The organism is Alsobacter ponti (genome assembly GCF_024294805.1).
Classification (GTDB): domain Bacteria; phylum Pseudomonadota; class Alphaproteobacteria; order Rhizobiales; family Beijerinckiaceae; genus Alsobacter; species Alsobacter ponti.
Genome location: NZ_JANCLU010000003.1, coordinates 92347 through 117406, shown reverse-complemented (window position 1 = coordinate 117406; position 25060 = coordinate 92347). Strand labels below are relative to the sequence as shown.

At 70.9% G+C, this 25060-nt stretch carries 19 protein-coding genes; 14 read left to right on the top strand and 5 right to left on the bottom strand.

Annotated elements, in window-relative coordinates:
• The first annotated feature begins 5 nt into the window (after positions 1–5).
• The 12 genes from NK718_RS04340 (at position 6) to NK718_RS04285 (ending at position 14750) form a co-directional block, all read left to right on the top strand.
• Entirely contained in the window at positions 6–689 is a 684-nt protein-coding gene (locus tag NK718_RS04340; protein WP_254738992.1) for a response regulator transcription factor, read from the top strand.
• Positions 686–2080, top strand: coding sequence for a sensor histidine kinase (locus tag NK718_RS04335; RefSeq protein WP_254738990.1), 1395 nt, complete (start codon positions 686–688; stop codon positions 2078–2080). Before NK718_RS04340 ends, NK718_RS04335 begins: the two co-directional genes overlap by 4 nt.
• Before the next feature lie 193 nt (positions 2081–2273).
• Entirely contained in the window at positions 2274–2738 is a 465-nt protein-coding gene (locus tag NK718_RS04330) for an RT0821/Lpp0805 family surface protein (protein WP_254738988.1), read from the top strand.
• 125 nt (positions 2739–2863) lie between these two features.
• Positions 2864–3994: a c-type cytochrome biogenesis protein CcmI gene (gene ccmI / locus NK718_RS04325; RefSeq protein WP_254738986.1), complete on the top strand. Its 1131-nt coding sequence runs from the start codon at positions 2864–2866 to the stop codon at positions 3992–3994.
• Between the two features lie 3 nt (positions 3995–3997).
• Positions 3998–4471: a cytochrome c maturation protein CcmE gene (gene ccmE / locus NK718_RS04320; RefSeq protein WP_254738984.1), complete on the top strand. Its 474-nt coding sequence runs from the start codon at positions 3998–4000 to the stop codon at positions 4469–4471.
• 49 nt (positions 4472–4520) lie between these two features.
• Positions 4521–6515 (top strand): heme lyase CcmF/NrfE family subunit, encoded by a 1995-nt coding sequence (locus NK718_RS04315; protein ID WP_254738982.1) that lies wholly within the window; start codon positions 4521–4523, stop codon positions 6513–6515.
• 5 nt (positions 6516–6520) lie between these two features.
• On the top strand, positions 6521–6991 hold the full coding sequence (locus NK718_RS04310; protein ID WP_254738980.1) for a cytochrome c-type biogenesis protein: 471 nt from the start codon (positions 6521–6523) through the stop codon (positions 6989–6991).
• Between the two features lie 358 nt (positions 6992–7349).
• Positions 7350–7802: a type II toxin-antitoxin system HicB family antitoxin gene (locus tag NK718_RS04305; protein ID WP_254738978.1), complete on the top strand. Its 453-nt coding sequence runs from the start codon at positions 7350–7352 to the stop codon at positions 7800–7802.
• Between the two features lie 132 nt (positions 7803–7934).
• Positions 7935–9506: a Do family serine endopeptidase gene (locus NK718_RS04300; protein WP_254738976.1), complete on the top strand. Its 1572-nt coding sequence runs from the start codon at positions 7935–7937 to the stop codon at positions 9504–9506.
• Between the two features lie 157 nt (positions 9507–9663).
• Positions 9664–10347 (top strand): response regulator transcription factor, encoded by a 684-nt coding sequence (locus NK718_RS04295; protein WP_254738974.1) that lies wholly within the window; start codon positions 9664–9666, stop codon positions 10345–10347.
• Complete coding sequence (locus tag NK718_RS04290) at positions 10331–11779, top strand: sensor histidine kinase (protein ID WP_254738972.1); 1449 nt, start codon at positions 10331–10333, stop codon at positions 11777–11779. The genes NK718_RS04295 and NK718_RS04290 overlap by 17 nt, the downstream gene beginning before the upstream one ends.
• Positions 11780–11816: 37 nt before the next feature.
• The gene (locus NK718_RS04285) at positions 11817–14750 is read left to right on the top strand and encodes a bifunctional [glutamine synthetase] adenylyltransferase/[glutamine synthetase]-adenylyl-L-tyrosine phosphorylase (RefSeq protein WP_254738970.1); all 2934 of its coding nucleotides are present in this window, start codon (positions 11817–11819) and stop codon (positions 14748–14750) included.
• Positions 14751–14767: 17 nt separating this feature from the next.
• On the opposite strand, the gene NK718_RS04280 is transcribed toward NK718_RS04285, so the two are convergent.
• The 4 genes from NK718_RS04280 to fdhD form a co-directional block, all read right to left on the bottom strand.
• Positions 14768–16930, bottom strand: coding sequence for a PAS domain-containing sensor histidine kinase (locus NK718_RS04280; RefSeq protein WP_254738968.1), 2163 nt, complete (start codon positions 16928–16930; stop codon positions 14768–14770).
• 330 nt (positions 16931–17260) lie between these two features.
• Positions 17261–19900, bottom strand: a complete 2640-nt coding sequence (gene pepN / locus NK718_RS04275; protein WP_254738966.1) for an aminopeptidase N — start codon at positions 19898–19900, stop codon at positions 17261–17263.
• An 86-nt stretch (positions 19901–19986) separates the two neighbouring features.
• A complete protein-coding gene (locus NK718_RS04270) occupies positions 19987–21372 on the bottom strand; it encodes a cation diffusion facilitator family transporter (protein WP_254738964.1) in 1386 nt (461 codons plus the stop codon).
• 49 nt (positions 21373–21421) lie between these two features.
• Complete coding sequence (gene fdhD, locus NK718_RS04265) at positions 21422–22303, bottom strand: formate dehydrogenase accessory sulfurtransferase FdhD (protein ID WP_254738962.1); 882 nt, start codon at positions 22301–22303, stop codon at positions 21422–21424.
• A 101-nt stretch (positions 22304–22404) separates the two neighbouring features.
• On the opposite strand from fdhD, the gene NK718_RS04260 reads away from it, so the two are divergent.
• Both NK718_RS04260 and NK718_RS04255 read left to right on the top strand, forming a co-directional pair.
• Positions 22405–22845 (top strand): VOC family protein, encoded by a 441-nt coding sequence (locus NK718_RS04260; RefSeq protein ID WP_254738960.1) that lies wholly within the window; start codon positions 22405–22407, stop codon positions 22843–22845.
• 77 nt (positions 22846–22922) lie between these two features.
• Positions 22923–23945 carry an aldose epimerase family protein gene (locus NK718_RS04255; RefSeq protein ID WP_254738958.1) on the top strand — a complete coding sequence of 341 codons (1023 nt, stop codon included), beginning with the start codon at positions 22923–22925 and terminating at the stop codon, positions 23943–23945.
• Between the two features lie 90 nt (positions 23946–24035).
• Here NK718_RS04255 and NK718_RS04250 read toward each other — a convergent pair whose 3' ends face one another.
• Positions 24036–24836: an FTR1 family protein gene (locus NK718_RS04250; RefSeq protein ID WP_254738956.1), complete on the bottom strand. Its 801-nt coding sequence runs from the start codon at positions 24834–24836 to the stop codon at positions 24036–24038.
• Positions 24837–25060 lie beyond the last annotated feature (224 nt).

The window sequence follows — 25060 nt, the reverse complement described above, 5'->3', positions numbered from 1 at the left end:
TCGCCTTGCGTCTGCTGGTCGTCGAAGACGACAAGGACCTGAACCGCCAGATCGTCGCCGCGCTGGAACAGGCGGGCTACGCCGTCGACCGCGCCTTCGACGGCGAGCAGGGTCATTTCCTGGGCGACACCGAGCCCTACGACGCCGTGATCCTCGACCTCGGCCTTCCCAAGATGGACGGCGTCGCCGTGCTCCAGGCGTGGCGGCGCGACGGCCGCGTCATGCCCGTCATCATCCTCACCGCGCGCGACCGCTGGAGCGACAAGGTGCAGGGCTTCGACGCCGGCGCGGACGACTACGTCACCAAGCCGTTCCACATCGAGGAAATCCTGGCGCGGGTGCGCGCCGTGCTGCGCCGCGCGGCCGGCCACGCCACCAGCGAGCTGACCTGCGGCCCCGTGCGCCTCGACACCCGGGCCGGCCGCGTCACCGTCGACGGCAACCCGGTGAAGCTGACGTCGCACGAATACCGGCTGATCGCCTACCTCATGCACCACGCCGGGCGCGTCGTGTCGCGCACCGAGATCGTCGAGCACCTCTACGACCAGGACTTCGACCGCGACTCCAACACCATCGAGGTGTTCGTCGGGCGGCTGCGGCGCAAGCTCGGCGTCGACGTGATCCAAACCGTGCGCGGGCTCGGCTACATCCTGCAGCCGCCGGGCGGCAAGGGCGGGGCCGCGCCTTGAGCCGGACCTGGCGCAAGCTGTCGCTCCAGGACCAGTCGATCGCGCGTCGCCTGTTCGTCTCCTCCGCCGCATGGAGCCTGGCGATCCTGCTCATCGCCGGCGTCATCCTCTCCACCATCTACCGCTCCAACACGGAGCGCGGCTTCGACGAGCGCCTGCACGTCTATTTGAAGTCGCTGGTCGCCGTGGTCGCCTCGCCCGACGAGAGCGACCGGCCGGACCCGTTCAGCCTCGGCGAGCCGCGTTTCGACCTTCCGCTCTCCGGCTGGTACTGGCAGATCACCCGCATCGACCGCCTGCCGCCCGAGGTGAAGGGCTCGACCTCGCTGTTTGGCGGCCGGCTGCCGCCCCTGCCGCAGACGACGCAGCGCTCGCGGCCGGGCGAATTGCGCGAAGGCTACGCCGTCGGCCCCGACGAGCGCCAGCTGCGCATGGTGGAGCGCGTCATCGACCTCGGCGAGGACGGGCGCTTCCTCATCCAGGTCGCCGCCGACGCGGCGGAAATCGAGAGCACGATCACCAGCTTCCGCTGGGCGCTGGGCTTCACCTTCGTGCTGCTGGCGCTGGCGCTCGCCGCCACGACGCTGTTCCAGGTGCGCTTCGGCCTGATGCCGCTGTCGCGCCTCTCGGCCGAGGTCGGCGCCATCCGGCGCGGCCAGGCCGAGCGCGTGGAGGGCCGCTACCCGGACGACCTGTCGCCGCTCGCCGCCGAGGTGAACCTGCTCATCGACTCCAACCGCGAGATCCTCGACCGCGCCCGCACCCAGGTCGGCAACCTCGCCCACGCGCTGAAGACGCCGCTGTCAGTCATCGTCAACGAGGCCGCGCCGGACCGTGGCGCGTTGGGCGACAAGGTGCGCGAGCAGGCCGCCATCATGCGCGACCAGGTGAGCTGGTATCTGGAGCGGGCCAGGGCCGCGGCACGCGCCGGCTCGGTGGGCGCGGCGACCGACATCGCCCCCGTGGTCGACGGCATCCTGCGCACATCCGCCAAGATCTATCGCGACCGGGACGTCGCCTTCGCCCGCGAGGGCGAGCCGGAGCTGCGCTTCCGCGGCGAGCGGCAGGACCTCGAGGAGATGGTCGGCAACCTCGTCGACAACGCGGGCAAATGGGCGGCGAGCCGCGTGCTCGTCACCGTGGGGTCCGCGCCGGACAAGGACGGCCGGCCGTTCCTGCGCGTGCTGGTCGACGACGACGGCCCGGGCCTGCCCGGCGACGTGCGCGACGAGATGCTGCGGCGGGGCGTTCGGCTGGACGAGTCGAAGCCGGGCTCCGGGCTCGGCCTGTCCATCGTCGCCGACCTCGCCGGGCTGTATGGCGGCCGTCTGACGCTGGACGATTCGCCGCTGGGCGGCCTGCGCGCCAGCCTCGTCCTGCCCGCCGTGTGAGAATTCTCCGGCCGCTTCGCCCGAAACGACGCCCCGCGCCGCCCGCCGGCGTGAATTCGCGCACATTCCGGCCTGTTCGCGGGTCGGTTTCGCCATCGTGCGGGCAAGATCAGCGTCCAGCCTACGCTTGACAGGAGGCCGGATCGACTTTTGCTGGTGCCCTGCGACTCATTCACCCGGAGCGATTCTCGACATGAAGACAAAAATCATCGCCGCGAGCATGGCGGTCCTTCTTTCGCTGGGCGCGGCGGGCTGTTCGCCACAGACCGGTCCGAACGAGGCCGGCGGCACCGTGATCGGCGCGGTGGCCGGCGGCCTGATCGGCAGCCGCTTCGGCGGCGGCGCGGGCAAGGTCGCGGCCGTGATGGCGGGCACCATGATCGGCGGCTTCCTCGGCAACCAGATCGGGCGCAACCTCGACCAGGAGGCGCAGGCGCGCGCCTATAACGCGCAGTACAGCGCGGTCGCCAGCGGCTCCCGTTCGCAGTGGCGCGCCCCCAGCGGCGCCTACGGCTATGTCGATCCGGGCCCGGTCTATGTCGACAACTCCGGCACCTGCCGCCGCTACACCCACACGATCTATATCGACGGGCGTCCGCAGTCCGGCTCCGGCACCGCCTGCCGCAACCCGGACGGCTCGTGGGAAATCGTGAGCTGATCCGCCAAGCGCGGTAGCGTCCGACCCCTCGCGCTCGCGAGAATTGGCCCGGTCCGGAAAAGCCCGGACCGGGCCTTCGTCAATTTGGGCGTGACCTTGCCTTAAAGCGCCTGTAAGCGATGGCCATGTTCGTTTGGATCGTCCTGGCTCTGCTGACGGGGGCGGCGGTTTTCGCCGTCCTTTTGCCGTTGTCGCGCCAAGCCCCGGCGGCGTCCGCGCCCGGCGAGACGGCCACCGACGCCGCCTTCTATCGCACGCAGCTCGCCGAGATCGAGCGCGACGCCGAGCGCGGGCTCATCGACCCCGCCGACGCCGAGACGGCGCGGGTCGAGGCCGCGCGCCGCCTGCTCGGCGCGGCGCGGCGCGACAAGGCGACGGAACACGCCGGAGGCGGAGCGTCCCTGCGCCGCCGCCGCGTGGCCGCGCTGCTGGCGCTGGTCGGCATTCCGCTCCTCAGCCTGCCGCTCTACCTGCGCCTGGGCCAGCCGGACATGCCCTCGATGCCGCTTTCGGCCAGGGTGGACCGCGCCAGGGATCCCGGCCAGATCGACCTGCAAGAGGCGATGGCGCGCATCGAGGCGCATCTCGCCCAGAAGCCCGACGACGGCCAGGGCCACGAGGTCATCGCGCCGGTCTACATGAACGCCGGCCGCTACGACGACGCGGCGCGCGCCTGGTCCAACGCCATCCGCATCCTCGGCGAAACGCCGCGCCGGCTCGAGAACTACGGCGAGGCGCTGGTCGCCTCGAACAACGGCATCGTCTCAGCCGACGCGCGGCAGGCCTTCGACAGCGCGCTGAAGATCGACCCCGCGACCGTCAAGGCGCGCTTCTATCGGGCGCTCGCCTCCGAGCAGGAGGGCGACGCCCAGGCGGCCATCGCCGCCTATCGCGCGCTGGCCTCGCAGGCCCCGGCGGGCAGCGCGCTCGCCGCCACGCTCAACGCCCGCCTCGCGTCGCTGGGAGCGCCGCCGGCCGACACGGCGGACTCGCCCGCCGGCGCCATCGCGGCGATGCCCGAGGGCGAGCGCATGGCCGCCATTCGCGGCATGGTCGAGAACCTGTCCGCGCGGCTCGCGCAGGACGGGTCGGACGTCGAGGGCTGGATCAGGCTGGTGCGCTCCTACGCCGTGCTCGGCGAGCCAGACAAGGCGCGCGACGCGCTGGCGCGCGGCCGCGCGGCGCTTTCCGGCGACGAGGCCGGGCGGGGGCGGCTCGACAGCCTCGGGCGCGAACTCAACATCGGAGGGTCCTGAGCCATGACGCGCAAGCAGCGCAGGCTGACGGTGATCGGCGCCGCGCTCGCCGTAATCGGCGTGGCCGCCGGGCTCGTCCTCTTCGCCATGCGCGACACCATTGTGTTCTTCTACGGCCCCAGCGAGATCGCGGCCAAGGGCGTACAGCCCGGCACGCGGCTGCGCATCGGCGGGCTCGTCAAGGAAGGCACATTGCAGCGCGGGCCGGACCAGACGGTGCGCTTCGAGGTGACGGACACGGCCAAGGACGTGCCCGTTCGCTACCGGGGGCTGCTGCCGGACCTGTTCCGCGAGGGGCAGGGCGTGGTGGCGGAAGGCGTGCTGGAGGCCGACGGCGTCTTCAAGGCCGACAGCGTGCTCGCCAAGCACGACGAAAAATACATGCCGCGCGAGGTCGCGGATGCGTTGAAGAAGCAGGGCGTGTGGCAGCACGCGCCCGAAAAGACGGGGGCCACGCCGGCCTCCGCCCAGAAGTAACCGGGACCCCGGCTCGGGCCTTCAAACCCGGGCGCGACGGAACAGGCTCATGATCGTCGAAGCCGGCCATTACGCTCTCGTCCTCGCCTTCGCCCTCTCGCTGGTGCTCGCCGTGGTGCCGATGTGGGGCGCCGCGGCGCGCGATCCCGCGCTCATGGCCGTGGCCCGTCCGGCGGCCTTCGCCATGCTGGTGATGGTGGCGCTGAGCTACGGCGCGCTCACCTGGGCCTATGTCGGCTCGGACTTCTCGGTGATGAACGTCGTCCAGAACTCGCACTCGATGAAGCCGCTCGCCTACAAGATCTCCGGCGTGTGGGCGAACCACGAGGGCTCGATGCTGCTCTGGGTGCTCATCCTGGCGCTGTTCGCGGGCCTCGTGGCGGCGCGCGGCGGGCGGATGCCGGCGCGCCTGCTCTCCAACGTGCTCGCGGTGCAGGGGGCGGTGGCCGCGGCCTTCCTGCTGTTCATCCTGACGACGTCCAACCCGTTCGCCCGCGTCGCGCCGGCCCCGTTCGAGGGCGACGGCCTGAACCCGATCCTGCAGGACCCCGGCCTGGCGATCCACCCGCCGCTGCTCTACCTCGGCTATGTCGGCTTCTCGATCGCCTTCTCCTTCGCCGTGGGCGCGCTGATCGAGGGCCGCATCGACGCCGTGTGGGCGCGCTTCGTGCGGCCGTGGACGCTTACCGCCTGGTGCTTCCTGACGCTCGGCATCGCGATGGGGTCCTACTGGGCCTATTACGAGCTGGGCTGGGGCGGCTGGTGGTTCTGGGACCCGGTCGAGAATGCTTCGCTGATGCCTTGGCTGGCGGGCACGGCGCTGCTGCATTCCACCGTCGTGATGGAGAAGCGCGACGCGCTGAAGGTCTGGACGATGCTGCTGTCGATCCTCGCCTTCTCGCTGTCGCTCATCGGCACGTTCCTGGTGCGCTCGGGCGTGCTGACGTCCGTCCACAGCTTCGCCTCCGACCCCGCGCGCGGCGTCTTCATCCTCGCCATCCTGGTCGTGTTCATCGGCGGCGCGCTGACCCTGTTCGCGTGGCGCGCGCCGGTGCTGCGGCAGGGCGGCGTGTTCGCGCCCGTGTCGCGCGAGGGCGCGCTGGTGCTCAACAACCTGCTGCTCGCCACGGCGTGCGCGACGGTGTTCGTCGGCACGCTCTACCCGCTGGCTCTGGAGGCCGTGACCGGCTGGTGGAGCCCCGACAATCCGTCGAAGATCTCTGTCGGCGCTCCCTTCTTCAACGCCACCTTCCTGCCGCTCGCCTTCCCGCTGATGCTGGCCATCCCGTTCGGCCAGTCGCTGGCCTGGAAGCGCGGCGACCTGCTCGGCGTGGCGCAGCGCCTCGCCTTCGCCATCGCCGTGGGCGTGGTGGTCGCCATCGTCATCCTAGCCCTGACGGTGGGCGGTCCCGTGCTCGCGCCGGTGGGCGTCGGCCTCGGCGTCTATCTCATCCTCGGCTCGGCCACCGAGATCGCGACGCGCGCCTGGCGGCGCGGCGCTGGGCTCGGCGTGATGCTGCGCCGCGCGGCGGGTCTGCCGCGCTCGGCCTGGGGCACGGCGCTGTCGCACGCCGGCGTCGGCGTCACCGTCATCGGCATCGCCGCGACGGCGTGGGGCGTCGAGTCGATCGTGACGCTCCAGCCGGGCCAGAGCACGCGCCTGGGAGACTACACCGTGACGCTCGAGGCGGTGACGCCGCGCAACGGTCCGGATTACCGCGAGACGGTGGCGCGCCTGCGCGTGACGCGCGACGGCCAGTCCCTCGGCGTGCTGGAACCGGGCAAGCGCGTCATGGTGGGCCGTTCGATGCCGACCAGCGAGGCGGGGCTGATGACGCTCGGCCTCGGCCAGGTCTACGCGAGCGTCGGCGAGATCGAGCCCAACGCCGCGGGGCTGCGGCTCTACTGGAAGCCGATGGTGCTGCTGATCTGGCTCGGCGCGGTGGTGATGGCGCTCGGCGGCGGGCTGTCGCTGCTCGACCGGCGCGCCCGCATCGGCGCGCCCGCTCCGGCGCGCGCCGCCGTTCCGGCCCCGGCGGAGTGACGCCCATGCGCGCCCGCCGCCTCGCCGCCGCCGTCCTGGCGCTCGCCTTCGCCGCTTTGTCCCAGGCCGCGCCGGCGCTCGCAGTGCAGCCCGACGAAATCCTCAAGGACCCGGTGCTGGAGGCGCGCGCCCGCGCCATCTCGGCCGAGCTGCGCTGCCTCGTCTGCCAGAACCAGTCCATCGACGACAGCGACGCGCCGCTTGCGCGCGATTTGCGGCTCATCGTCCGCGAGAAGCTGACCAAGGGGGCCAGCGACGCCGAAATCCGCACCTTCCTGGTCGACCGCTACGGCGAGTTCGTGCTGCTGCGACCGCCCTTCAACGCGGGCACGGCGCTGCTCTGGCTCGGCCCCTTCGCCGTGCTGATCGGCGGCGCCGCCGTGGTCTGGGCCAACGCCCGGCGCCGCCGCCCCGCCGCCCCGTCCGCGCTCACGGACGAGGAGAAGCGGGAACTGGAGGAAGTAGCGGGGAGGTAGCCCGATTGCGGTGTTTCGGCTGACGCGATACGCTCGTTCCCAATTTGATGATTGGATTTCAAGAGCGATCATTGGTTGGAAAGCAGCGCCCCGGCGGCGCGCCGCGACCCTCGAAGACCCTCGAGGAGATGCGGAACAATCCACGCGACTGGCGTATCGAAGACGTTCAGAGGGTCTGTCGCGAATGTGGCGTGAACTGCACGCCGCCGAGCTCGGGAAGTCACTTCCGCGTGTCGAGCCCGCTGTTGCGGGGCGTACTGCCAATTCCCGCGAAAAGGCCTATAAAGCCCATGTACATCAAGCAGCTTGTGGCCCTGTTGACTTCCCATCAGCGTGTATCGGCCGAGGGGACTGACGAATGAAGGAAGCGTTCTATCCGGTTGTGGTCGTCGCGCTGGCCGATGAGGATGGCGGCGGATACGCGGCCTATGCGCCCGATCTCTATGGCTGCATGTCGGATGGCGAGACGCCGGAGGAAGCGATCGCCAACCTTCGCGACGCGATTGTCGAATGGTGCGACGAGACACGAAGGCTCGGCCGCCCGGTCCCCGAGCCCGGCAGCTTTGCGCGCGAAATCGGTGATGAGCGGCGCAAGCTGGTCGACCTGATCCGTAGGCAGGACGAGTTGCTGCAGTCGCAAGCCGAGCTCAGCCAGGCGCTCCGCGCCGACCTGCAGAAATTGAGAGCCGCGCTGGACGCGGCGCTGGCGGGCGCTCAGCCTTCCGAAGGCGACGCGTTGCACCAGTGGGTATCCGACGTCGCGCGGGTACCCGGCGCTGTCGAGCATGGCCGCAAGTCAGGAATTCACTGATCGCCTCCCAGATCTCCTCGGGCATCCGCAAACCTTTCCAAAGTTTCATGCGCCCGTGAAGCAGTCGTAAGCCCCGAGACGTAAATCTCCGTTGCAAGCAAGGCACTCGCATTGCTGACGGAGGTTTCGAAAATGAACGAGTCTCATCCCAAGTCCCGCCGCCTGCGCGCCTCGCTGCTGGCCGGCGTTTGCGCGCTGGGCGTAGTCGGCTTCGGCGCCAGCCAGAACGTCTTCTTCGGCGACAGCGCCGCCCATGCCCAGTCCGCGCCGGCGGTGACCGCGCCGCTCGCGCCGCAGGCCGGCCCCGCGTCCTTCGCGGACGTGGCCGAGCAGGTGCGCAAGGCTGTGGTGTCGGTGAAGGTGAAGGTCGAGACGGCGGCCGACCGTTCGGGCGGCGTCGCCGACGACAACAGCGACGACAACGGAGCCCCTCAGAACCTGCCCCCGGGCATGGAGGAATTCTTCAAGCGCTTCGGCATGCCGATGCCCAACGGCAATGGCGGCCAGCGCTCGCCGTTTGGCCAGAACACCCCGCGCGGCCACCAGTACGGCATGGCGCAGGGCTCCGGCTTCTTCATCACGCCTGACGGCTACGTCGTCACCAACAACCACGTGGTCGATCACGCCGTGGAGGTCACGCTGACCATGGACGACGGCCGCACGGTCGACGCCAAGGTGGTCGGGACCGACCCCAAGACCGACCTGGCGCTGCTCAAGGTGAAGCAGGCCGGCGACTACCCCTTCGTCAAGTTCGCCCAGGCCTCGCCGCGCGTCGGCGACTGGGTGATCGCGGTCGGCAATCCGTTCGGCCTCGGCGGCACGGTGACGGCGGGCATCGTCTCGGCGCGCGGCCGCGACATCGGCGCCGGCCCGTATGACGACTTCATGCAGATCGACGCGGCGGTGAACCGCGGCAACTCGGGCGGCCCGACCTTCAACGCGGCCGGCGAGGTGGTGGGCGTCAACACCGCCATCTACTCGCCCTCCGGCGGCAATGTCGGCATCGCCTTCGCGATCCCGGCCTCGACCGCCGAGAGCGTGATCGAGTCGATCAAGGACACCGGCAAGGTGACGCGCGGCTATATCGGCGTGCAGATCCAGCCCGTGACCCGCGAGATCGCCGACAGCCTCGGCCTCAAGGAGACCAAGGGCGCGCTCGTCGCCGAGGTCGCCAAGGACGGCCCGGCCCTCGATGCGGGCATCAAGGCGGGCGACACCATCGTGTCGGTCGACGGCAAGCCGGTGCAGGGTCCCAAGGAGCTGTCCCGCGAGATCGCCACGCTCAAGCCCGGCTCGGCCGTCAAGGTCGGCCTGGTGCGCGACGGCCGCGAGGAGACGCTGAGCCTGAAGCTGGGCGCGCTGCCCGGCGACAAGACGGCGAAGGCCGAGACCGGCGCCGACACGCAGGAAGGCGTGAGCTTCGGCCTCGCGCTCGCCCCGGCCAAGTCGGTGAAGGGCGCGGGCCAGCAGGGCGTGGTGGTGACGCAGGTCGACCCTGAGGGCGCGGCCGCCGACCAGGGCATCAAGGCCGGCGACGTCATCCTCGAGATCGGCGGCAAGGCCGTGACCGAGCCGACGCAGGTCAAGCAGGCCCTCGCCGACGCCCGCAAGGAGGGCAAGAAGGCCGTGCTGATGCGCCTGAAGTCCGGCGAGCAGTCGCGCTTCGTCGCGCTCGCCTTCCCGAAGGCCGAGAGCCGCGGCTGATCGCCCCCGAACGGACCCGCCGTCGCCAAGCCCCTGGCGGCGGGTCCCCGCGCGGCAGGCCGGGAGCCCCTCCGGCCTGCCGTTTTTCGTTCATGACAGCGCGCGCGACGGGCGGAGACCCTTCACAGTCCCGCTTCATGGAGTACGTTCCATGGTCATGAAGCTGCTCATAGTCGAAGACGATTCCGAAGCCGCGGCCTATCTCGTCAAGGCGTTCCGCGAGTCCGGCCACGTCGCCGACCACAGCGGCGACGGCCTGGACGGCTACGCCATGGCCCGCGAGGGCGACTACGACGTCCTCATCATCGACCGGATGCTGCCGAAGCTCGACGGGCTTTCGCTGATCCACGGCCTGCGCGAGCAGAAGGTCGAGACGCCGGTGCTGATCCTCTCGGCCCTCGGCCAGGTCGACGACCGGGTCAAGGGCCTGCGCGCCGGCGGCGACGACTATCTCGCCAAGCCCTACGCCTTCTCGGAACTGCTGGCCCGCGTCGAGGTGCTGGCCCGTCGCCGCGGCGGCGGCCGCGCCGAGGAGACGCGCTACCAGGTGGGCGACCTCGAGCTCGACCGCCTGTCCCACCGCGTGACGCGCGCCGGCAAGCCGGTCGACCTGCAGCCGCGCGAGTTCCGCCTGCTGGAATATTTGATGAAGCACGCCGGGCAGGTGGTGACGCGCACCATGCTGCTGGAGAACGTCTGGGACTATCATTTCGACCCCCAGACCAACGTGATCGACGTGCATCTCTCGCGGCTGCGCGGCAAGATCGACAAGGGCTTCGACCGCCCGCTGATCCATACGGTGCGCGGTGCGGGGTACATGGTCCGTGACAGCGCTCGGTAAACTCGTCCGCACGACCGCCTTCAAGCTCTCGGCGGCCTATCTCGTCATCTTCACCGTCTTCGCCTTTCTCCTGCTCGGCTACGTCGCCTGGAATGCCCGCCGGCTGATCGCGGACCAGGTCGCCGGCGCTGTGCAGGCGGAGGTGCAGGGCCTCGCCGAGCAGTACGGCGCGGGCGGCGTGCGCCGGCTGATCGGCACCATCGAGGCGCGGTCGCGCCAGCCGGGCTCCTCGCTCTATCTGCTCACCTCGGCGCGCGGGGAGCGCATCGCCGGCAATGTCGAGCGCCTGCCGGCGGACCTGCTGAGCCAGCCGGGCCTGCGCGAGACGATGTATTCCCTCAACGACGAGCCGGACTCGCGCCCGCGCCTGGCGCTCGTCCAGGTGTTCGACCTGCCGGGCGGGCTCAGCCTGCTCGTCGGCCGCGACATGTCCGAGGCGGAGGCGCTGCGCGGCGTGATCCGCCGCGCCTTCGGCGGCGCGCTGGCTCTGGTCGTGGTGCTGGCGCTGATCGGCGGCTGGTTCGTCACCAGCCGCGTGCTCGGCCGCATCGACGCGATGACCGCGACGACGCGCCAGATCATGGAAGGCGACCTCGCCGGCCGCCTCACCGTCACCGGCTCGCACGACGAGCTGGACCGGCTGGCGGCCAACCTCAACGCCATGCTCGACCGCATCGAGCTGCTGATGGCGGGGCTGAAGGAGGTGTCAGACAATATCGCCCACGACCTCAAGACGCCGCTCACCCGTCTGCGCAACGGCGCGGAGCAGGCGCTGCGCGGCAGCGACGACCCCGGGCAGTACCGCCACGCCCTGGAAGGCACGATCGAGGAGGCCGACAACCTCATCCGTGTGTTCAACGCCCTGCTGATGATCGCCCGCGCAGAGGCCGGCAGCGCGCGCGAGGGCATGGTCGATTTCGATGCGGCCGAGGTGGCGCGCGACGTTGCCGAGCTCTACGAGCCGCTGGCCGAGGAGGCGGGCGTGCCACTTACCGTGAACGTGCCGCAAGGCATGCCCATGCACGGGTCGCGCGAGCTGGTGGGCCAGGCGCTCGCCAACCTCGTCGACAACGCCATCAAGTACGCCCGCGTGACGCAGGCGGCGGGCGAGAGCGCCCACGCGCCGCATGGGGCAGGAGTGACGATCGCCGCGACGCCCCGCGACGGCGCGCTGGAGATCGTCGTGGCCGACCGGGGTCCGGGCATCCCCGAGGCGGATCGCGGCCGCGTTCTCGACCGCTTCGTGCGGCTGGAGACGGCGCGCTCGCGCCCCGGCTTCGGGCTCGGCCTGTCGCTCGCGGCGGCCGTGGCGCGACTGCATGGCGGCGAGCTCCGGCTGGAGGACAACGCGCCCGGACTTCGCGCCGTGCTGACCTTGCCGGTGCGCCCGTCTTCGCCGAAGGTTCCCCCTCAAAGACCCGCGCGGGCGTGATAAAGCAGCGCCGGGCCGAGGAGGGGGTGCGCCGACCATGGATGCCGTGAGTCCGACGAGTCTGGCGTCGGCGCTGGTCGCCGCGCCGCGCGTAGCCGACCGCAAGGCGGCCGAGCGTCGCCTGGCCGACCTGCTGGAGGAGGCGCGCGAGACCGAGCTGCCGGCGCTGGTGGAGGCGTCGCCGGCCGTGCGCGACGTGCTGCTGGGGCTCGCCGATCACTCGCCCTTCCTGTGGCGGCTCTGCCGGCTCGACCCGGCGCGCCTCGCCGCCCTGTTCGCCGCCGACCCCGGCGAGCGCCTCGCGGCGCTGCTGGCGGCGACCGAGGCCGCCTGGCGCTCGCCGCACGAGAGCGAGGTGATGCGCGCCCTGCGGCTCGGCAAGCAGGAACTGGCGCTGCTCGTCGCCCTCGCCGACATCGGCGGAGCGTGGGGCGTCGAGCGCGTCACCGAGGCGCTGGCCGCCTACGCCGACGCCGCTTGCGCCTGCTCGGTGCGCTTCCTGCTGGCGCAGGCCGCCGAGAGCGGCCGTTGTCTGCCAAGGGACGCGGACGACCCGGCGCGCGAATGCGGCATGGTGGTCATCGCGCTCGGCAAGCACGGCGCGCGCGAGCTGAACTACTCCTCCGACATCGACGTGGTGGTGTTCTTCGACGCCGAACGGGCGCCGCTGGCCGAGCATATCGAGGCCGGGCCGTTCTTCGTGCGGCTGGTCAAGGGGCTCGTGAAGCTGATGCAGGAGCGCACGGCCGACGGCTACGTGTTCCGCACCGATTTGCGCCTGCGCCCGGACCCCGCCTCGACGCCCACCGCCATCGCGCTCGCCTCCGCTTTCGCCTATTACGAGACGGTGGGGCAGAACTGGGAGCGCGCGGCGCTGATCAAGGCCCGCCCGGTGGCTGGCGACCTGCCCATCGGCGAGGCGTTCCTCGCCGACCTCGCTCCCTTCATCTGGCGCAAATATTTCGACTTCGCGGCCATCGCGGACATCCACGCGATGAAGCGGCAGATCCACGCGGTGCGCGGCCACGAGAAGATCGCGGTGGCCGGGCACAACATCAAGCTCGGCCGCGGCGGCATTCGCGAGATCGAGTTCTTCGTGCAGACGCAGCAACTCGTCTTCGGCGGCCGACGTCCCAACCTGCGCGGGCGGCGCACGCTCGACATGCTCGGCGCGCTGCGGGCGGACGGCTGGATCTCGCCCGAGGCCGAGGCCGAGCTGTCGGACGCCTATCGGCTCCTGCGCACGCTCGAGCACAGGCTGCAGATGCTGGAGGACGAGCAGACCCAGACGCTGCCCTCCGACGCCGACGCGCTCTCGCGCTTCGCGCGGTTCTGCGGCTACGCGGACGTGCGCCGGTTCTCCAAGGCGCTCACCGACGAGGCCCAGCGCGTCGAGAAGCACTACGCGCGGCTGTTCGAGGAGGGCGGAGAACTCACCGTCGCCGAGGGCAGCCTCGTCTTCACCGGCACGACAGACGACCCCGAGACGCTGACGACCCTGCGGCGCATGGGCTTCATCCACCCCGCAGAGGTCGCCGAGACGGTGCGCGGCTGGCATTTCGGCCGTCGCCAGGCCGTCACGTCTCCCCGCGCCCGCGAGGTGCTGACCGAGCTGGTGCCGCCACTGCTCGCCGCGTTCGGGGAGACGCCCGACCCGGATGGCGCGCTCGTCGCCTTCGACAGGGCGCTCGGCCGCATGCCGGCGGCGGTGGAGCTGTTCTCCATCCTCAAGTCGCATAAATCCGTGCTGCGGCTGTTCGCCGATATCCTGGGCTCGGCGCCCCGCCTCGCCGAACAAGTGGCGGGACGGCCGCATCTGCTCGACGCCATCATCGATCCCGCGTTCGCCGGGCCGCCGCCGGACGCGGCGGCGCTGACGGCGCGTCTCGCGGAGGCGGTCGGCGAGCCGGAACTGTTGGAGGAGGCGCTGGACCGGCTACGCGAGACCGGCCAGCACATGATCTTCGTGGTGGGCGCGCGCGCCATCTCCGGCACGCTGTCGCTGGAGCAGGCCGGCGCGGCCTATGCCGACGTCGCCGAAGCGGTGATCCGCGTGGCGCTGGCGGATGTCGCGCGCCGCTTCGAGGCCGAGCACGGCCGCGTGCCCGGCGGTCGCATGGCGGTGGTCGGCATGGGCCGGCTGGGCTCGCGCGAGATGACCGCGACCTCGGATCTCGATCTCGTCTCGCTCTACGATTTCGAGGAAGACCGCGCCGAGAGCGACGGGCCGCGGCCCCTCAACGCGGTGGTCTACTACACGCGCCTGACGCAGCGCCTGATCAGCGCGCTCACCGTGCCGACGCGCAAGGGCGTGCTCTACGCCGTCGACATGCGGCTGCGCCCCTCGGGCAACAAGGGCCCGGCGGCGACGCAGTTCAAGGGCTTCGTCTCCTACCAGCAGAGCGAGGCCGAGACGTGGGAGCACCTGGCGCTGGTGCGCGCGCGCCCGGTGGCGGGCGACGCCGGCCTGATCGCCGACGCCCAGGCGGCGATTTCTGCGGTCCTCGCCCGGCCTCGCGATCCGGCGAAGCTGCGCGCCGACGCGCGCGACATGCGCGCGCTGATCGCGCGGGAGAAGGGCGACGCCGATCCGTGGGACCTCAAGCTGGTCTCCGGCGGCCTGCTCGACATCGAGTTCGTGGCGCAGACGCTGGTGCTCGCCCACGCCGCCGCCCATCCGGAGATCGCCGCCACCGCCACCGGCGAGGTGCTGTCGCGCGCCGTCCGGCTCGGCCTCATCGACGCCAATGACGGCGAGACGCTGCGGCAGGGCTATGCGCTGATGCGCGACCTGTTCCAGTGGCAGCGCCTGAGCGTCAGCGGCGGCTTCGATCCCAACGAGGCCGCCTCCGGTCTGAAGCGCCGCATGGCGACCGTCGTCGGCCTGCCGGACTTCAAGGTGCTGGCGCGCGACCTCGCCGACACGCGGGCGCAAGTCCGCGAGGTCTACCAGCGCTTCATGAAGGGATAGGCCGCCGCGCCGCCGCCTCAGTGGCGGGCGGAGACGATCTCCAGGCCCGTCTGCGGCTTGGCCGGAAGCTGCACGAGCACGATGGTGCCGGCGCCCTCGCAGGAGCGGATGCGCATGCCGCCGCCCTGCAACTCGGCGAGCGAGCGGGCGATGGCGAGGCCGAGGCCCGAGCCTTCCGTCGGCTTCGAGGCGTCCATGCTGACCCACTCGAACGGGCGGCCGAGCTTCGGCAGGGCCGACTTGGGGATCCCGACGCCGCTGTCCTCGACGTAGAGGTTGACCGAGTCGCCGATGCGGCGCGCGCGGACGCAGACGCGCCCGCCGGCCTGCGAGTATTTCACGGCGTTGGCGAGGAGCTGGCCGAGGATCTTGCCGAGCGCGCGGCGGTCGGCGTGAACCGTGACGTCGGACTGGATGTCGGCGGAGAGCGTCACGTCCCGGCTGCGGCTCTCGGCGTTGAGGAGAGACAGCGCCTCGCGCACGGCGTCGGCCAGCTCGACGGTGCGCCGCTCCATGCGCACGTGGCCCGCTTCCAGCTCCGCCATGTCGAGGATGTCGGCGATCAGGCCCAGCAGGTACTCGCCGCTCTTGCGAATGTCGCGGCAATAGTCGGTGTACTTGTCGCAGCCCAGCGCGCCGAAGATGCCGGACTCCATGATCTCCGAGAAGCCGAGGATGGCGTTGAGCGGCGTGCGCAGCTCGTGGCTCATCTTGGCGAGGAACTCGGACTTGGCGCGGTTGGCGCTCTCCGCCTCGGCCTTCTGCTCGAGGTAGCGCTCGGCGAGGTCGGCGAGCTGCTGCGCCTGCAATTCCAGCGTCTGGCGCGAGCGCTTGAGGTCCTGGATCATCGCGGTCAGGCGGCGCTCGCTGTCCAGCAGGTTTTCCGCTTGCCGCTTGAGCATGGTGATGTCGGTGCCCACCGACACGTAGCCGCCGTCCTTGGTGCGGCGCTCGTTGATCTGCAGCCAGCGTTCGTCGGGAAGCTGCGCCTCGTAGCTGCGCGAGCCGGCGCGCGCCGGGACGCGCTTGTCGAGGGTCGTCTCCACCACCGGCGGCGTCAGCGCGTCCGCCAGCGCCTCGTAGGGCGTGCCGGGGACGACGCGCTCGGGCGTGAGGTTGTGCAGCATCTGGAACTTCGAGTTGCACATCACCAGCCGGTTTTCGGAGTCCCACAGCACGAAGGCCTCCGAGATCGTCTCGATGGCGTCGCGCAGGCGCATGTCGGCCGTCGCCGTCTCCTGGGCGAGGCGGCGCTGCTCGGTGATGTCGATGGTGATGCCGATCAGATGCGGGTCGCGCGCGTCGCCGTCGCGCACCAGTTCGGCGCGGGCGCGAAGCCACACCCAGTCGCCCTGAGCGGACCGGATGCGGAAGGCGTGGTCGACATTGGTGGACTTGTTGCTGGCGAGCTGGTCGGCGAGGGCGTAGAGGTCGCCGTCCTCCGGGTGGACGAGGCGGTTGACCTCGCCGAACGAGAGGAACTCGTTCTGGCGCTCGTAGCCGAGCATCTCGTACATCGAGTCCGACCAGTAGATCTGGCCGCGCGCGATGTCCCAGTCCCACAGCCCGCAGCGGCCGCGCGACAGCGCGGTGTCAAGGCGCTTGCGCACCCGGTCGCACATTGTGTCGGCGTGGCTGGCGCGCCAGGCCTGCCAGAAATAGGCCGTGCTGATGCCGGCGAGCACGAGGCCCGCCGCGCCGAGCAGCAGCACGAAGGAAGTCGTCTTGGTGCGCCAGTTGACGAGCGCGCCGGACACCGGCTGCACCACCGCCAGCTGTCCGTTGGGCGCGGCCAGCGCGCGAACCGTGGCGATCGCCTTGACGCCGCCAGGCAGCACGATCTGCATCACCCCGGCGCGGTCGGCGAAGGTGGTGAGCGGCTGCGCGCCGCCCAGCACCTCGACCAGCGACGCGCCCGAGGCGACGCCGGCCGGCAGGCTCGCGGCGACGCGGCCGGCGTCGTCCGTCACCAGCAGCACGCGCCCTTCCTTGAGGGCGTGCGAGGGGACGGCCGTGGTCAGCTGGTCGGCCAGCGGGCCGCCGGAGCGACCGCGCAGGTCGAGCGCAACGAGGGAGGCGAGGACGTCGATGTCGCCGAAGGCGTCGTCCAGCGTCTCGGCGCGGGTGCTGGTGGCGTGGATCCACGCCATGCTGCCGAGAGCCGCGAGAAAGAGGATCATCAGGGCCGGGACGATGATCCGCAGCCACGGTTCGATGACGCGTATCCGAAGATAGGCCGGATGCGCGAGAGGTCGCGCAATTCCCGGTATCGCGCTCGCACGAGCGAACGCCATGGCCGCGAGCGAACGCGCCATTACAGCCCCTTTCGGATCCCCAACGCCTCTTCGGAAGACGTGCCGCATCTGTCCGAATCAACGTGATCTGAATCTCCACCGGCCGATTTGGCAAGTGGTTAATGATCCATTGACGGGCTAATTTTACAGCGCGTGCCGCGGTATGTCCACGAAGCCACAGACTTCGCGCAAAGCCGTTGACTCGCTTGGCCTTTTTCAGGCGAGGCAGCGGCTCACGATATCCGCGACGTCGGCGGAAAGCGGCGTCTTCGCCTCCACCCGTCGAAGCGCGGACTCGGCCTTCGCGCGGCGGCCCGGCTCGAGCGAACGCCAGCTCCTGAAGGCGCCGAGCAGGCGCGCGGCGAGCTGCGGGTTGGCGTCGTCGAGTTTCAGCGCCACCTCGGCCAGAAGGTCGTAGCCCTTGCCGTCGGCGCGGTTGAACTGCGACAGGTTCGCCATGGCGAAGCTGCCGATCAGCGCGCGCGTCCGGTTGGGGTTGGCGAGCGAGAAGGCCGGGTGGCTCATCAGCGCGCGCACCCGCTCCAGCGTGCCCGGCTCGGGGATGGCCGCCTGCAGGGCGAACCACTTGTCGAGCACCAGCGGGTCGGTCTCGTAGAGCGCGGCGAAGCGCGCCAGCGCCTGCTCGCGCCGCTCTCCCGGGATCTGCGCCAGCACCGCCAGCGCGGCGAAGCGGTCGGTCATGTTGTCGGCCGCCTCGAACTGCGCGGCGGCGAGCTCCGCCCCCGCCTCCGGGTCGCCCGCGGCGAACAGGTCGAGCGCCGCGTTGCGCAGGGCGCGCCGCCCGGCGCTCGCCGCGTCCGGGCTGTAGGCCTCGCCGGAGGCGAGCCCGTCATAGACCTGGCGCAGGCGCGGGCCGATCAGCCGGCCGACGCTGGCGCGCAAGGCGCGCCGCGCCTCCAGGATGGCGTCCGGGTCGATGTCCTGGCCGATCTCGCGCGCGATGTCGGCCTCGCTCGGCAGCGCCATCACCTGCGCGGCGAAGGCGTGGTCGTCGGTGGCCGCGAGCAACGCGCCGAGCGCCTCGGCGAAGCGCGGGCTGAATCCCGGCTCGCCCTGGCTCTTCACGGCGTCGACGGCGCGCAGCAGCAGCCGCGTCGCCACGCTCTGGGCCGCCTGCCAGCGGTTGAAGGGGTCGCTGTCGTGGCGGAACAGGCGCAGCAGGTCGTCCTCGTCGAGGTCGATCCGCAGCTTCACCGGGGCCGAGAAGCCGCGCAGCAGCGAGGGCGTCGGCTGCGTCGGCACGTCGACGAAGGTCAGCTTGGCGGCGGGCGCGTCGAGCACGAACAGCCCGTCGGCGAGTTCGCGCCCGTCCGCGAGGCGCAGCTGAAGTTCCTCGCCGTCGGCGGCGATCAGGCCGAGCCGCACGGGGATGACGACGGGCTCCTTGGTCTCCTGGCCGGGCGTGGGCGGCGTCGCCTGCGCCAGCTCGAGCGTGTAGGTGCGCGCCGCCTCGTCATAGGCGCCCTTGGCCATCAGCGACGGCGTGCCGGCCTGCCGGTACCACAGCGCGAAGTGGGAGAGGTCGCGCCCGCTCGCCTCGGCGAAGCAGGCCAGGAACTCCTCCACGGTGGCGGCCGTGCCGTCGCAGCGCCGGAGGTACAGGTCCATGCCGGCCCTGAACGCCTCGGACCCGATCAGGATCTTCAGCATGGAGATCAGCTCGGAGCCCTTCTCGTAGACCGTCGCCGTGTAGAAGTTGTTGATCTCGCGATAGGCGTTCGGGCGCACCGGATGGGCGAGGGGGCCGGAATCCTCCGCGAACTGGTGGGCGCGCAGGTTGCGCACGTCGGCGATGCGCTTGACCGGCCGCGAGCGCTCGTCCGATGAGAACTCGTGGTCGCGGAACACGGTCAGCCCTTCCTTCAGGCAGAGCTGGAACCAGTCGCGGCAGGTGATGCGGTTGCCCGTCCAGTTGTGGAAATACTCGTGGGCGATGATCGCCTCGATATTGGCGTAGTCGGCGTCGGTGGCCGTCTGCGGGCTCGCCAGCACGTATTTGTCGTTGAAGATGTTGAGGCCCTTGTTCTCCATCGCGCCCATGTTGAAGTCGGACACGGCGACGATGTTGAACACGTCGAGGTCGTACTCGCAGCCGAACGCCGTCTCGTCCCAGCGCATGGAGCGCACCAGCGCGTCCATGGCGTAGCCGGCGCGGTCCTCCTTGCCGGGCTCGACATAAACGCCCAGCTCCACCTCGCGGCCGGAGCGCGTGGTGAAGCGCCGGCCCACCCGCGCCAGCCGTCCCCCGACCAGCGCGAACAGATAGGCCGGCTTGGGGTGCGGATCGTGCCACACGGCGTAGTGGCGCCCCCCGTCGAGCGGGCCGCTCTCCACCGGGTTGCCGTTGCCCAGCAGCACCGGCGCCTCCCGCGCGTCGGCCTCGATGCGCGTCGTGTAGACGGACATCACGTCCGGCCGGTCGAGGAAATAGGTGATGCGGCGAAAGCCCTCCGCCTCGCACTGCGTGCAATACACGCCGGACGAGCGGTAGAGGCCCATCAGCTTGGTGTTGGCGGTGGGGTTCAGCAGCGTCTCGAACGTCAGCGTGAACGCCCGGCGCGGAGGGTGGGGCAGGGTGAAGCCCTGCGACGTGGCGGTGTAGGCGTCGAGGCCCAACGGCGCGCCGTCCAGCGCTGCCGAGACCAGCGTCAACTCGTCGCCGTCGAGCGCCAGGGGAGCGTCGACCGCGCCGGCCGGATTGGGCCGCAGCGCCAGCGTGGCGCGCACCATGGTCGCCGTGGGATGCAGGCTCACCGTCAGGTCGACCGTGTCGATCAGCCAGTCGGCGGGGCGGTAGTCCTCGAGGCGAATGACGGTGGCGGTATCGGTGCGCATGTCCTGTCCGGGGTGAAGGTCGCGGGGCCGTGCGTTGTTATCGCGCGGCGCGCGCGGCGTCTCAACCCGGAGCGGCGCAATTCGGCTCAGGCCGCGGGGCGGACCGGCTCGGTGTGGCTGACGATGCGGATGATGCGCGGCGCGTCCGAGCGCACGCCGTGTTCCATGCGGTCGACGCATTCGTGGACGCTGGCGACGTCCATCGTGGGCTCGACGCGGCAGTGGTAGTTGACCACGAGCCCGTGCGGCGTCTCGCGCACCCGCACGCTGTGCACGTCCTTGATCGCGCCCGTTTCGGCGGCGTGGCGCACCAGCGACTCGCGCACCCGCTCCGCCTCGGCCGGGTCGGCGTCGCGCCCGGCGAGGCTGGCCACCACCAGCGGCTCGATATGAGTCTCGACCTCGGTGTCGGGCCCAAGTTCCTCCCGAATCGCGGTTTCGAAGCGGCTCGCCACGGTATGCGCGGCGCCGAGGCTCATGCGCCCGTCGACTTCGATGTCGAGGCTGACGGAACGCCGCCCACCGAGGTCCTGCACGGTGACGTGGTGGACCGGCACGCGCCGCCGCGCGGCGATCAGCAGCACGCGCTCCAGCACCGTCTCCTCGTCGAGCGCCACGCCGTTGGCGGTGACGCTGACGCTCGCTTCCGGGATCGCGACCTCGATGGCCTCGGCGAGGCGCTGCTTGATGGCCAGCACGCGGTCGAGCGGCAGGGTGCGCGCCACGGACACCACGATTTCGGCGAAGACGTGGGCCCCGGCGGGGCGAACGCGCACGCTCTCCACCGCCACGATGCCGGGAGTCTCGGCCGCGATGGCGCGCATCTGCTCGGCGGTGCCGGCCGGAGCGGCGTCGACCAGCGTGTTGAGGGTGCGCTTGCCCAGCCGATAACCGGCCACGCCGATGAACAGCGCGACGCCCACGGCGGCGAGCGTGTCGCCCTGGGCGAAGCCGAACTTGGTCGCGCCCAGCCCGATCAGCACGAGCGTCGAGGACACGAGGTCGGACGAGAAATGCAGCGCGTCCGCGGCCAGCGCGTCGCTGCGCGTCTCCTTGGCGACCCGCATCAGCGCGCGATAGCGGAAGAAGTCGACGACGATGGAGATCACCAGCACCGCGAAGGCGAGCGGCGTCGCCTCCACCTCGGCCGGGTGGCCCATCAGCCGGCGCACCGCCTCCATCAGCACGTAGGCCGCCAGCACCATCAGCAGCCCGGTCTCGATCAGCGCCGCGACGGCCTCAATCTTGCCGTGCCCGTAATGGTGCTCCTCGTCGGCCGGCTTGTCGGCCGCACGGATGGCGAAATAGGTGAGGATCGTCGCGCCGGTGTCGAGCAGGCCGTGCCCGGCCTCGGAGATCAGCGCGAGCGAACCCGACATCAGCCCCGCCACGAGCTTGCCGAGCGTCAGCAGCCCGCTGGCGACGATCGACCAGAAGGCGGCCTGTTCCTTGGCGTGCGCGTGATCGGACATGAGATGGCCCCTGTTGGAGAACCCGCGTAGCGGGAACAGGGGGGCAAGGTCAACCGCCGCCGGCGCTCGCCCGCCAAAGGTCGAAGGGATCGGAGAGCACCTGAAAGCTGTCCTCGCGCGCCAGCCCGACCAGCGTCAGCCCGTGCTCGCGCGCCAGCCGCACGGCCAGCTCGGTGGGGGCCGAAATGCCGACCAGCGCGGTGACGCCGGTCGCGAGGCACTTCTGCACCAGCTCGAACGACAGGCGGCTCGTCATGACGACAAAGCCGCCGGCCGGCGAAATCCCGGTCCTCGCCAGATGCCCGATCAGCTTGTCGAGGGCGTTGTGGCGGCCGACATCCTCGCGCACCGCCAGCAGCCGCCCCTCGGCGTCGGCGAAGGCGGCGGCGTGCGTCGCGCCCGTCTCGGCGTTGAGCGCCTGGCGCGGGGCCAGCGCGCGCAGCGCCGCGAACACGGCGTCGGCGTCCATCGCCGGGCGGGTGGCGTTGACGCCGTAGCTGCGCACCGCCTGGTCCAGCTCCACGATGCCGCAAATGCCGCAGCCGGTCTGGCCGACGAGGTTGCGGCGGTTCTCGACCAGCCCGCGCCCGCGCGCCGCCGGGATGCGCGCCTGGGCCAGCAGCCCGCGTTCCAGCGCGCGCACGTCGATGGATTCGATCTCGGCGGCCTCGGCCACCACCTGCTCGGTCAGCGAGAAGCCGGTGACGAAGTCCTCGATGTCGCACGGGCTCGCCATCATCACGGCGTAGGCGATGCCGTTATAGGTGACGGACACCGGCGTCTCGGCCGCGAGAACGCGGGACGCGGGCTCGACCGCCCCGCCGCGCGTCACCACCACGGCGCCAGCCTCGACTGAGGGCGACGGCGGCGTCGCCGACGGCTCGGGCTCGTCGCCGTCCCGCCCGCCGTCGATGTCCGTTATGCCCGTCACGACCTTGGCTCCTTCGCGCGATGGCCTATAAGTTCATCCTAGTGCGCCGCCCGCGCGGCGGGAACAGCAGCGCCCCTTCGAACCGTTCAGGGATGAAACCGATGGAATATCTCCACACGATGGTCCGCGTCGCCGACCTCGACGCCTCGCTCGACTTCTATTGCAACAAGCTCGGGCTGGTGGAGGTCCGCCGCACGGAGAACGAGAAGGGCCGCTACACGCTCGTGTTCCTGGCCGCGCCGGGCGACGTGGAGAAGGCGCGCGACACCAAGGCGCCCCTGCTGGAGCTGACCTACAATTGGGATGAGCACGCCTACACGGGCGGCCGCAATTTCGGCCACCTGGCCTACCGCGTCGACAACATCTACGACCTGTGCGACCGCCTGATGAAGGCCGGCGTCACCATCAACCGCCCGCCGCGCGACGGCAACATGGCCTTCGTCCGCTCGCCGGACGGCATCTCCTTCGAGCTGCTGCAGAAGGGCAACCCACTCGCCCCCGCCGAGCCGTGGCTGTCCATGCCCAACACCGGCACGTGGTGAGCCCCCTTTCGCAGACACGATAGAAACGGGCCGGCCGGCGCGACGCCGGCCCGCGCCCAGCAGGAGACGTCCCACCGATGACGGTCACTTCCTTCGGAACCGCGGACGGGCAGCCCGTCCACGAGGTCACGATTCGCTCGGCCGCCGGCGCGCAGGCGCGCATCCTCACCTATGGCGCGCTGGTGCGCGACTTCACCGTCAAGCTGGCGAAAGGCGGCGAGCAGCGCGTCGTGCTCGGGCTCGACCGCATGGAGGACTACCTGGCGCATTCGCCGTCCTTCGGCATCACGGCCGGGCGCTATGCCAACCGCATCGCGCATGGCCGCTTCTCAATCGACGGCGACCATTATCAGCTCGACCGCAACCAGGCCGGCCTGCACACGCTGCACGGCGGCTCCAAGGGGTTCGGCAAGCGCGTGTGGCAGCTCGCCCATGCCGACGACAATTCCGTGACGCTGACGCTCGTCTCCCCAGACGGCGATATGGGCTTTCCCGGCACGATGACGGTGACGACCCGCTACTCGCTCGTGCACACGGCGACCCTGCGCGTCGAGATGACCGCCGTCGCCGACGCGCCGACCCTCGTCAACCTGGCGCATCACAGCTACTGGAACCTGGACGGCTCCGCCGACGTGCTCGACCACGACATGCAGATCGCCGCGGCGTTCTACACGCCGGTCGACGCCGACCTCATCACCACCGGCGAGATCGCACCCGTGGCCGGCACGCCGTTCGACTTCCGCACGCCCCGGCCGATCCGGTTTCCGGGACAGGACGGTCCGTTCCCCTACGATCACAACTGGGTGCTGGCCGGCGCGCGCCCCGCGCCGGGCGGGCTGCGGCACGCACTCTCCCTGCGCTCGCGAAAGAGCGGGCTCGAGATGGAGGTCCACACGACGGAGCCGGGCATCCAGGTCTATACCGGCTCCAAGCTCAACGTTCCGGTAGCGGGCCTCGGCGGCGCGCGCTACGGCGCCTTCGGCGGCGTGGCCATCGAGCCGCAGGTGTTCCCAGACAGCCCCAACAAGCCGCATTTCCCGGATCCGGTGCTGCGTCCCGGCCACGTCTACCGGCAGCTCAGCGAATACCGCCTGTCCTGAGCGAGGCGGGCGCATCCTCGCGCCGGCCTCCGCAACGACAAACGCCGCGCCCCGCAAGGGTCGCGGCGTTCTTGTTGCGCGTCGGAAGGATCAGCCGGCGACGCGGGCCGTGGGGCGCGCCAGCAGCACGGCCGCGACGCTGGCGACGGCGGCGAGGCCCACCGCGATCTGCGCGCCCACCGCTTCCCAGGTGGCGTTGAAGCCCAGCGCCAGAAGCGTGTCGGCCAGCCGGTCGAGATCGTGGACGGGCAGGTATCCCTGCTCCTGCATCTCCTGGATCGCGCCGCCGATGAAGCGCAGGCCCATCACGAAGAGCAGCGCCGAGGTGGCGACGAACACCGGACGCAGCGGCAGGCGCACGGCCACCTGCTGCATGACGACCGCGATGGCCGCGAGGATCGCCGCCGCGCCGATCAGCCCGGCCAGCAGTCCCGGCGTCCAGCCGCCCGACGTGCCGGCCAGCGCATGGATGAACAGCACCGTCTCGCCGCCCTCGCGGAACACGGCGAGGAAGGCGATGAGGCCGAGCGACACGCTCGCGCCGCGGCTGAGCGCGCGGTCGGCGCTGGCCTTCAGCTCCGCGGTCCAGGCGTGCGGATCCTGGCGCAGGAACAGCCAGCCGCTCATGTAGAGCATCAGCGCCGCGGCGACGATCATCACGACGGCCTCGACCCGGTCGTCGTGGGCCCCGTTCAGGAACAGCTCGAACACCACGGCGGCGCCAAGGCTGGCGAGGATGGCGAGGCCCGCGCCCGCGTAGAGGGCCCTGATGGCGGCGTCGGCGCCGGCGCGGCGGAGGAAGGCGGCGAGGGCGGCGATGACGAGAAGGGCCTCGAGCCCCTCGCGCAGCAAAATCGCCCCAGACTGCAGGGCGATGGAAAGACTGAACATAACGTGAGTATCTCCGATCGCGGGATACCGGATCATATGCGCTTGGAATAATTCTAAAAGCAACCGCAAAACAACCGCGACGCAAACATCGGAAAGTTTCCAAACTGCGCGCGGCGCGATCTGGCGCGTTGCCTTGGCTGATGGCGGGGCGTGCCCGAAGGCCGGGCGGCGGCGACTTGCCGCGACGCCGGCCAGCCTGCGTGAACGGGCCGAGCGGCGGCGCG

Coding starts and splice junctions, on each gene's coding strand:
- NK718_RS04270 (WP_254738964.1), bottom strand. CDS start 21,372: ATGTCCGATCACGCGCACGCCAAGGAACAGGCCGCCTTCTGGTCGATC.
- NK718_RS04330 (WP_254738988.1), top strand. CDS start 2,274: ATGAAGACAAAAATCATCGCCGCGAGCATGGCGGTCCTTCTTTCGCTG.
- ccmE (WP_254738984.1), top strand. CDS start 3,998: ATGACGCGCAAGCAGCGCAGGCTGACGGTGATCGGCGCCGCGCTCGCC.
- NK718_RS04305 (WP_254738978.1), top strand. CDS start 7,350: ATGAAGGAAGCGTTCTATCCGGTTGTGGTCGTCGCGCTGGCCGATGAG.
- NK718_RS04295 (WP_254738974.1), top strand. CDS start 9,664: ATGAAGCTGCTCATAGTCGAAGACGATTCCGAAGCCGCGGCCTATCTC.
- NK718_RS04255 (WP_254738958.1), top strand. CDS start 22,923: ATGACGGTCACTTCCTTCGGAACCGCGGACGGGCAGCCCGTCCACGAG.
- NK718_RS04260 (WP_254738960.1), top strand. CDS start 22,405: ATGGAATATCTCCACACGATGGTCCGCGTCGCCGACCTCGACGCCTCG.
- NK718_RS04285 (WP_254738970.1), top strand. CDS start 11,817: ATGGATGCCGTGAGTCCGACGAGTCTGGCGTCGGCGCTGGTCGCCGCG.
- NK718_RS04310 (WP_254738980.1), top strand. CDS start 6,521: ATGCGCGCCCGCCGCCTCGCCGCCGCCGTCCTGGCGCTCGCCTTCGCC.
- pepN (WP_254738966.1), bottom strand. CDS start 19,900: ATGCGCACCGATACCGCCACCGTCATTCGCCTCGAGGACTACCGCCCC.
- ccmI (WP_254738986.1), top strand. CDS start 2,864: ATGTTCGTTTGGATCGTCCTGGCTCTGCTGACGGGGGCGGCGGTTTTC.
- NK718_RS04300 (WP_254738976.1), top strand. CDS start 7,935: ATGAACGAGTCTCATCCCAAGTCCCGCCGCCTGCGCGCCTCGCTGCTG.
- NK718_RS04315 (WP_254738982.1), top strand. CDS start 4,521: ATGATCGTCGAAGCCGGCCATTACGCTCTCGTCCTCGCCTTCGCCCTC.
- NK718_RS04280 (WP_254738968.1), bottom strand. CDS start 16,930: ATGATCCTCTTTCTCGCGGCTCTCGGCAGCATGGCGTGGATCCACGCC.
- NK718_RS04250 (WP_254738956.1), bottom strand. CDS start 24,836: ATGTTCAGTCTTTCCATCGCCCTGCAGTCTGGGGCGATTTTGCTGCGC.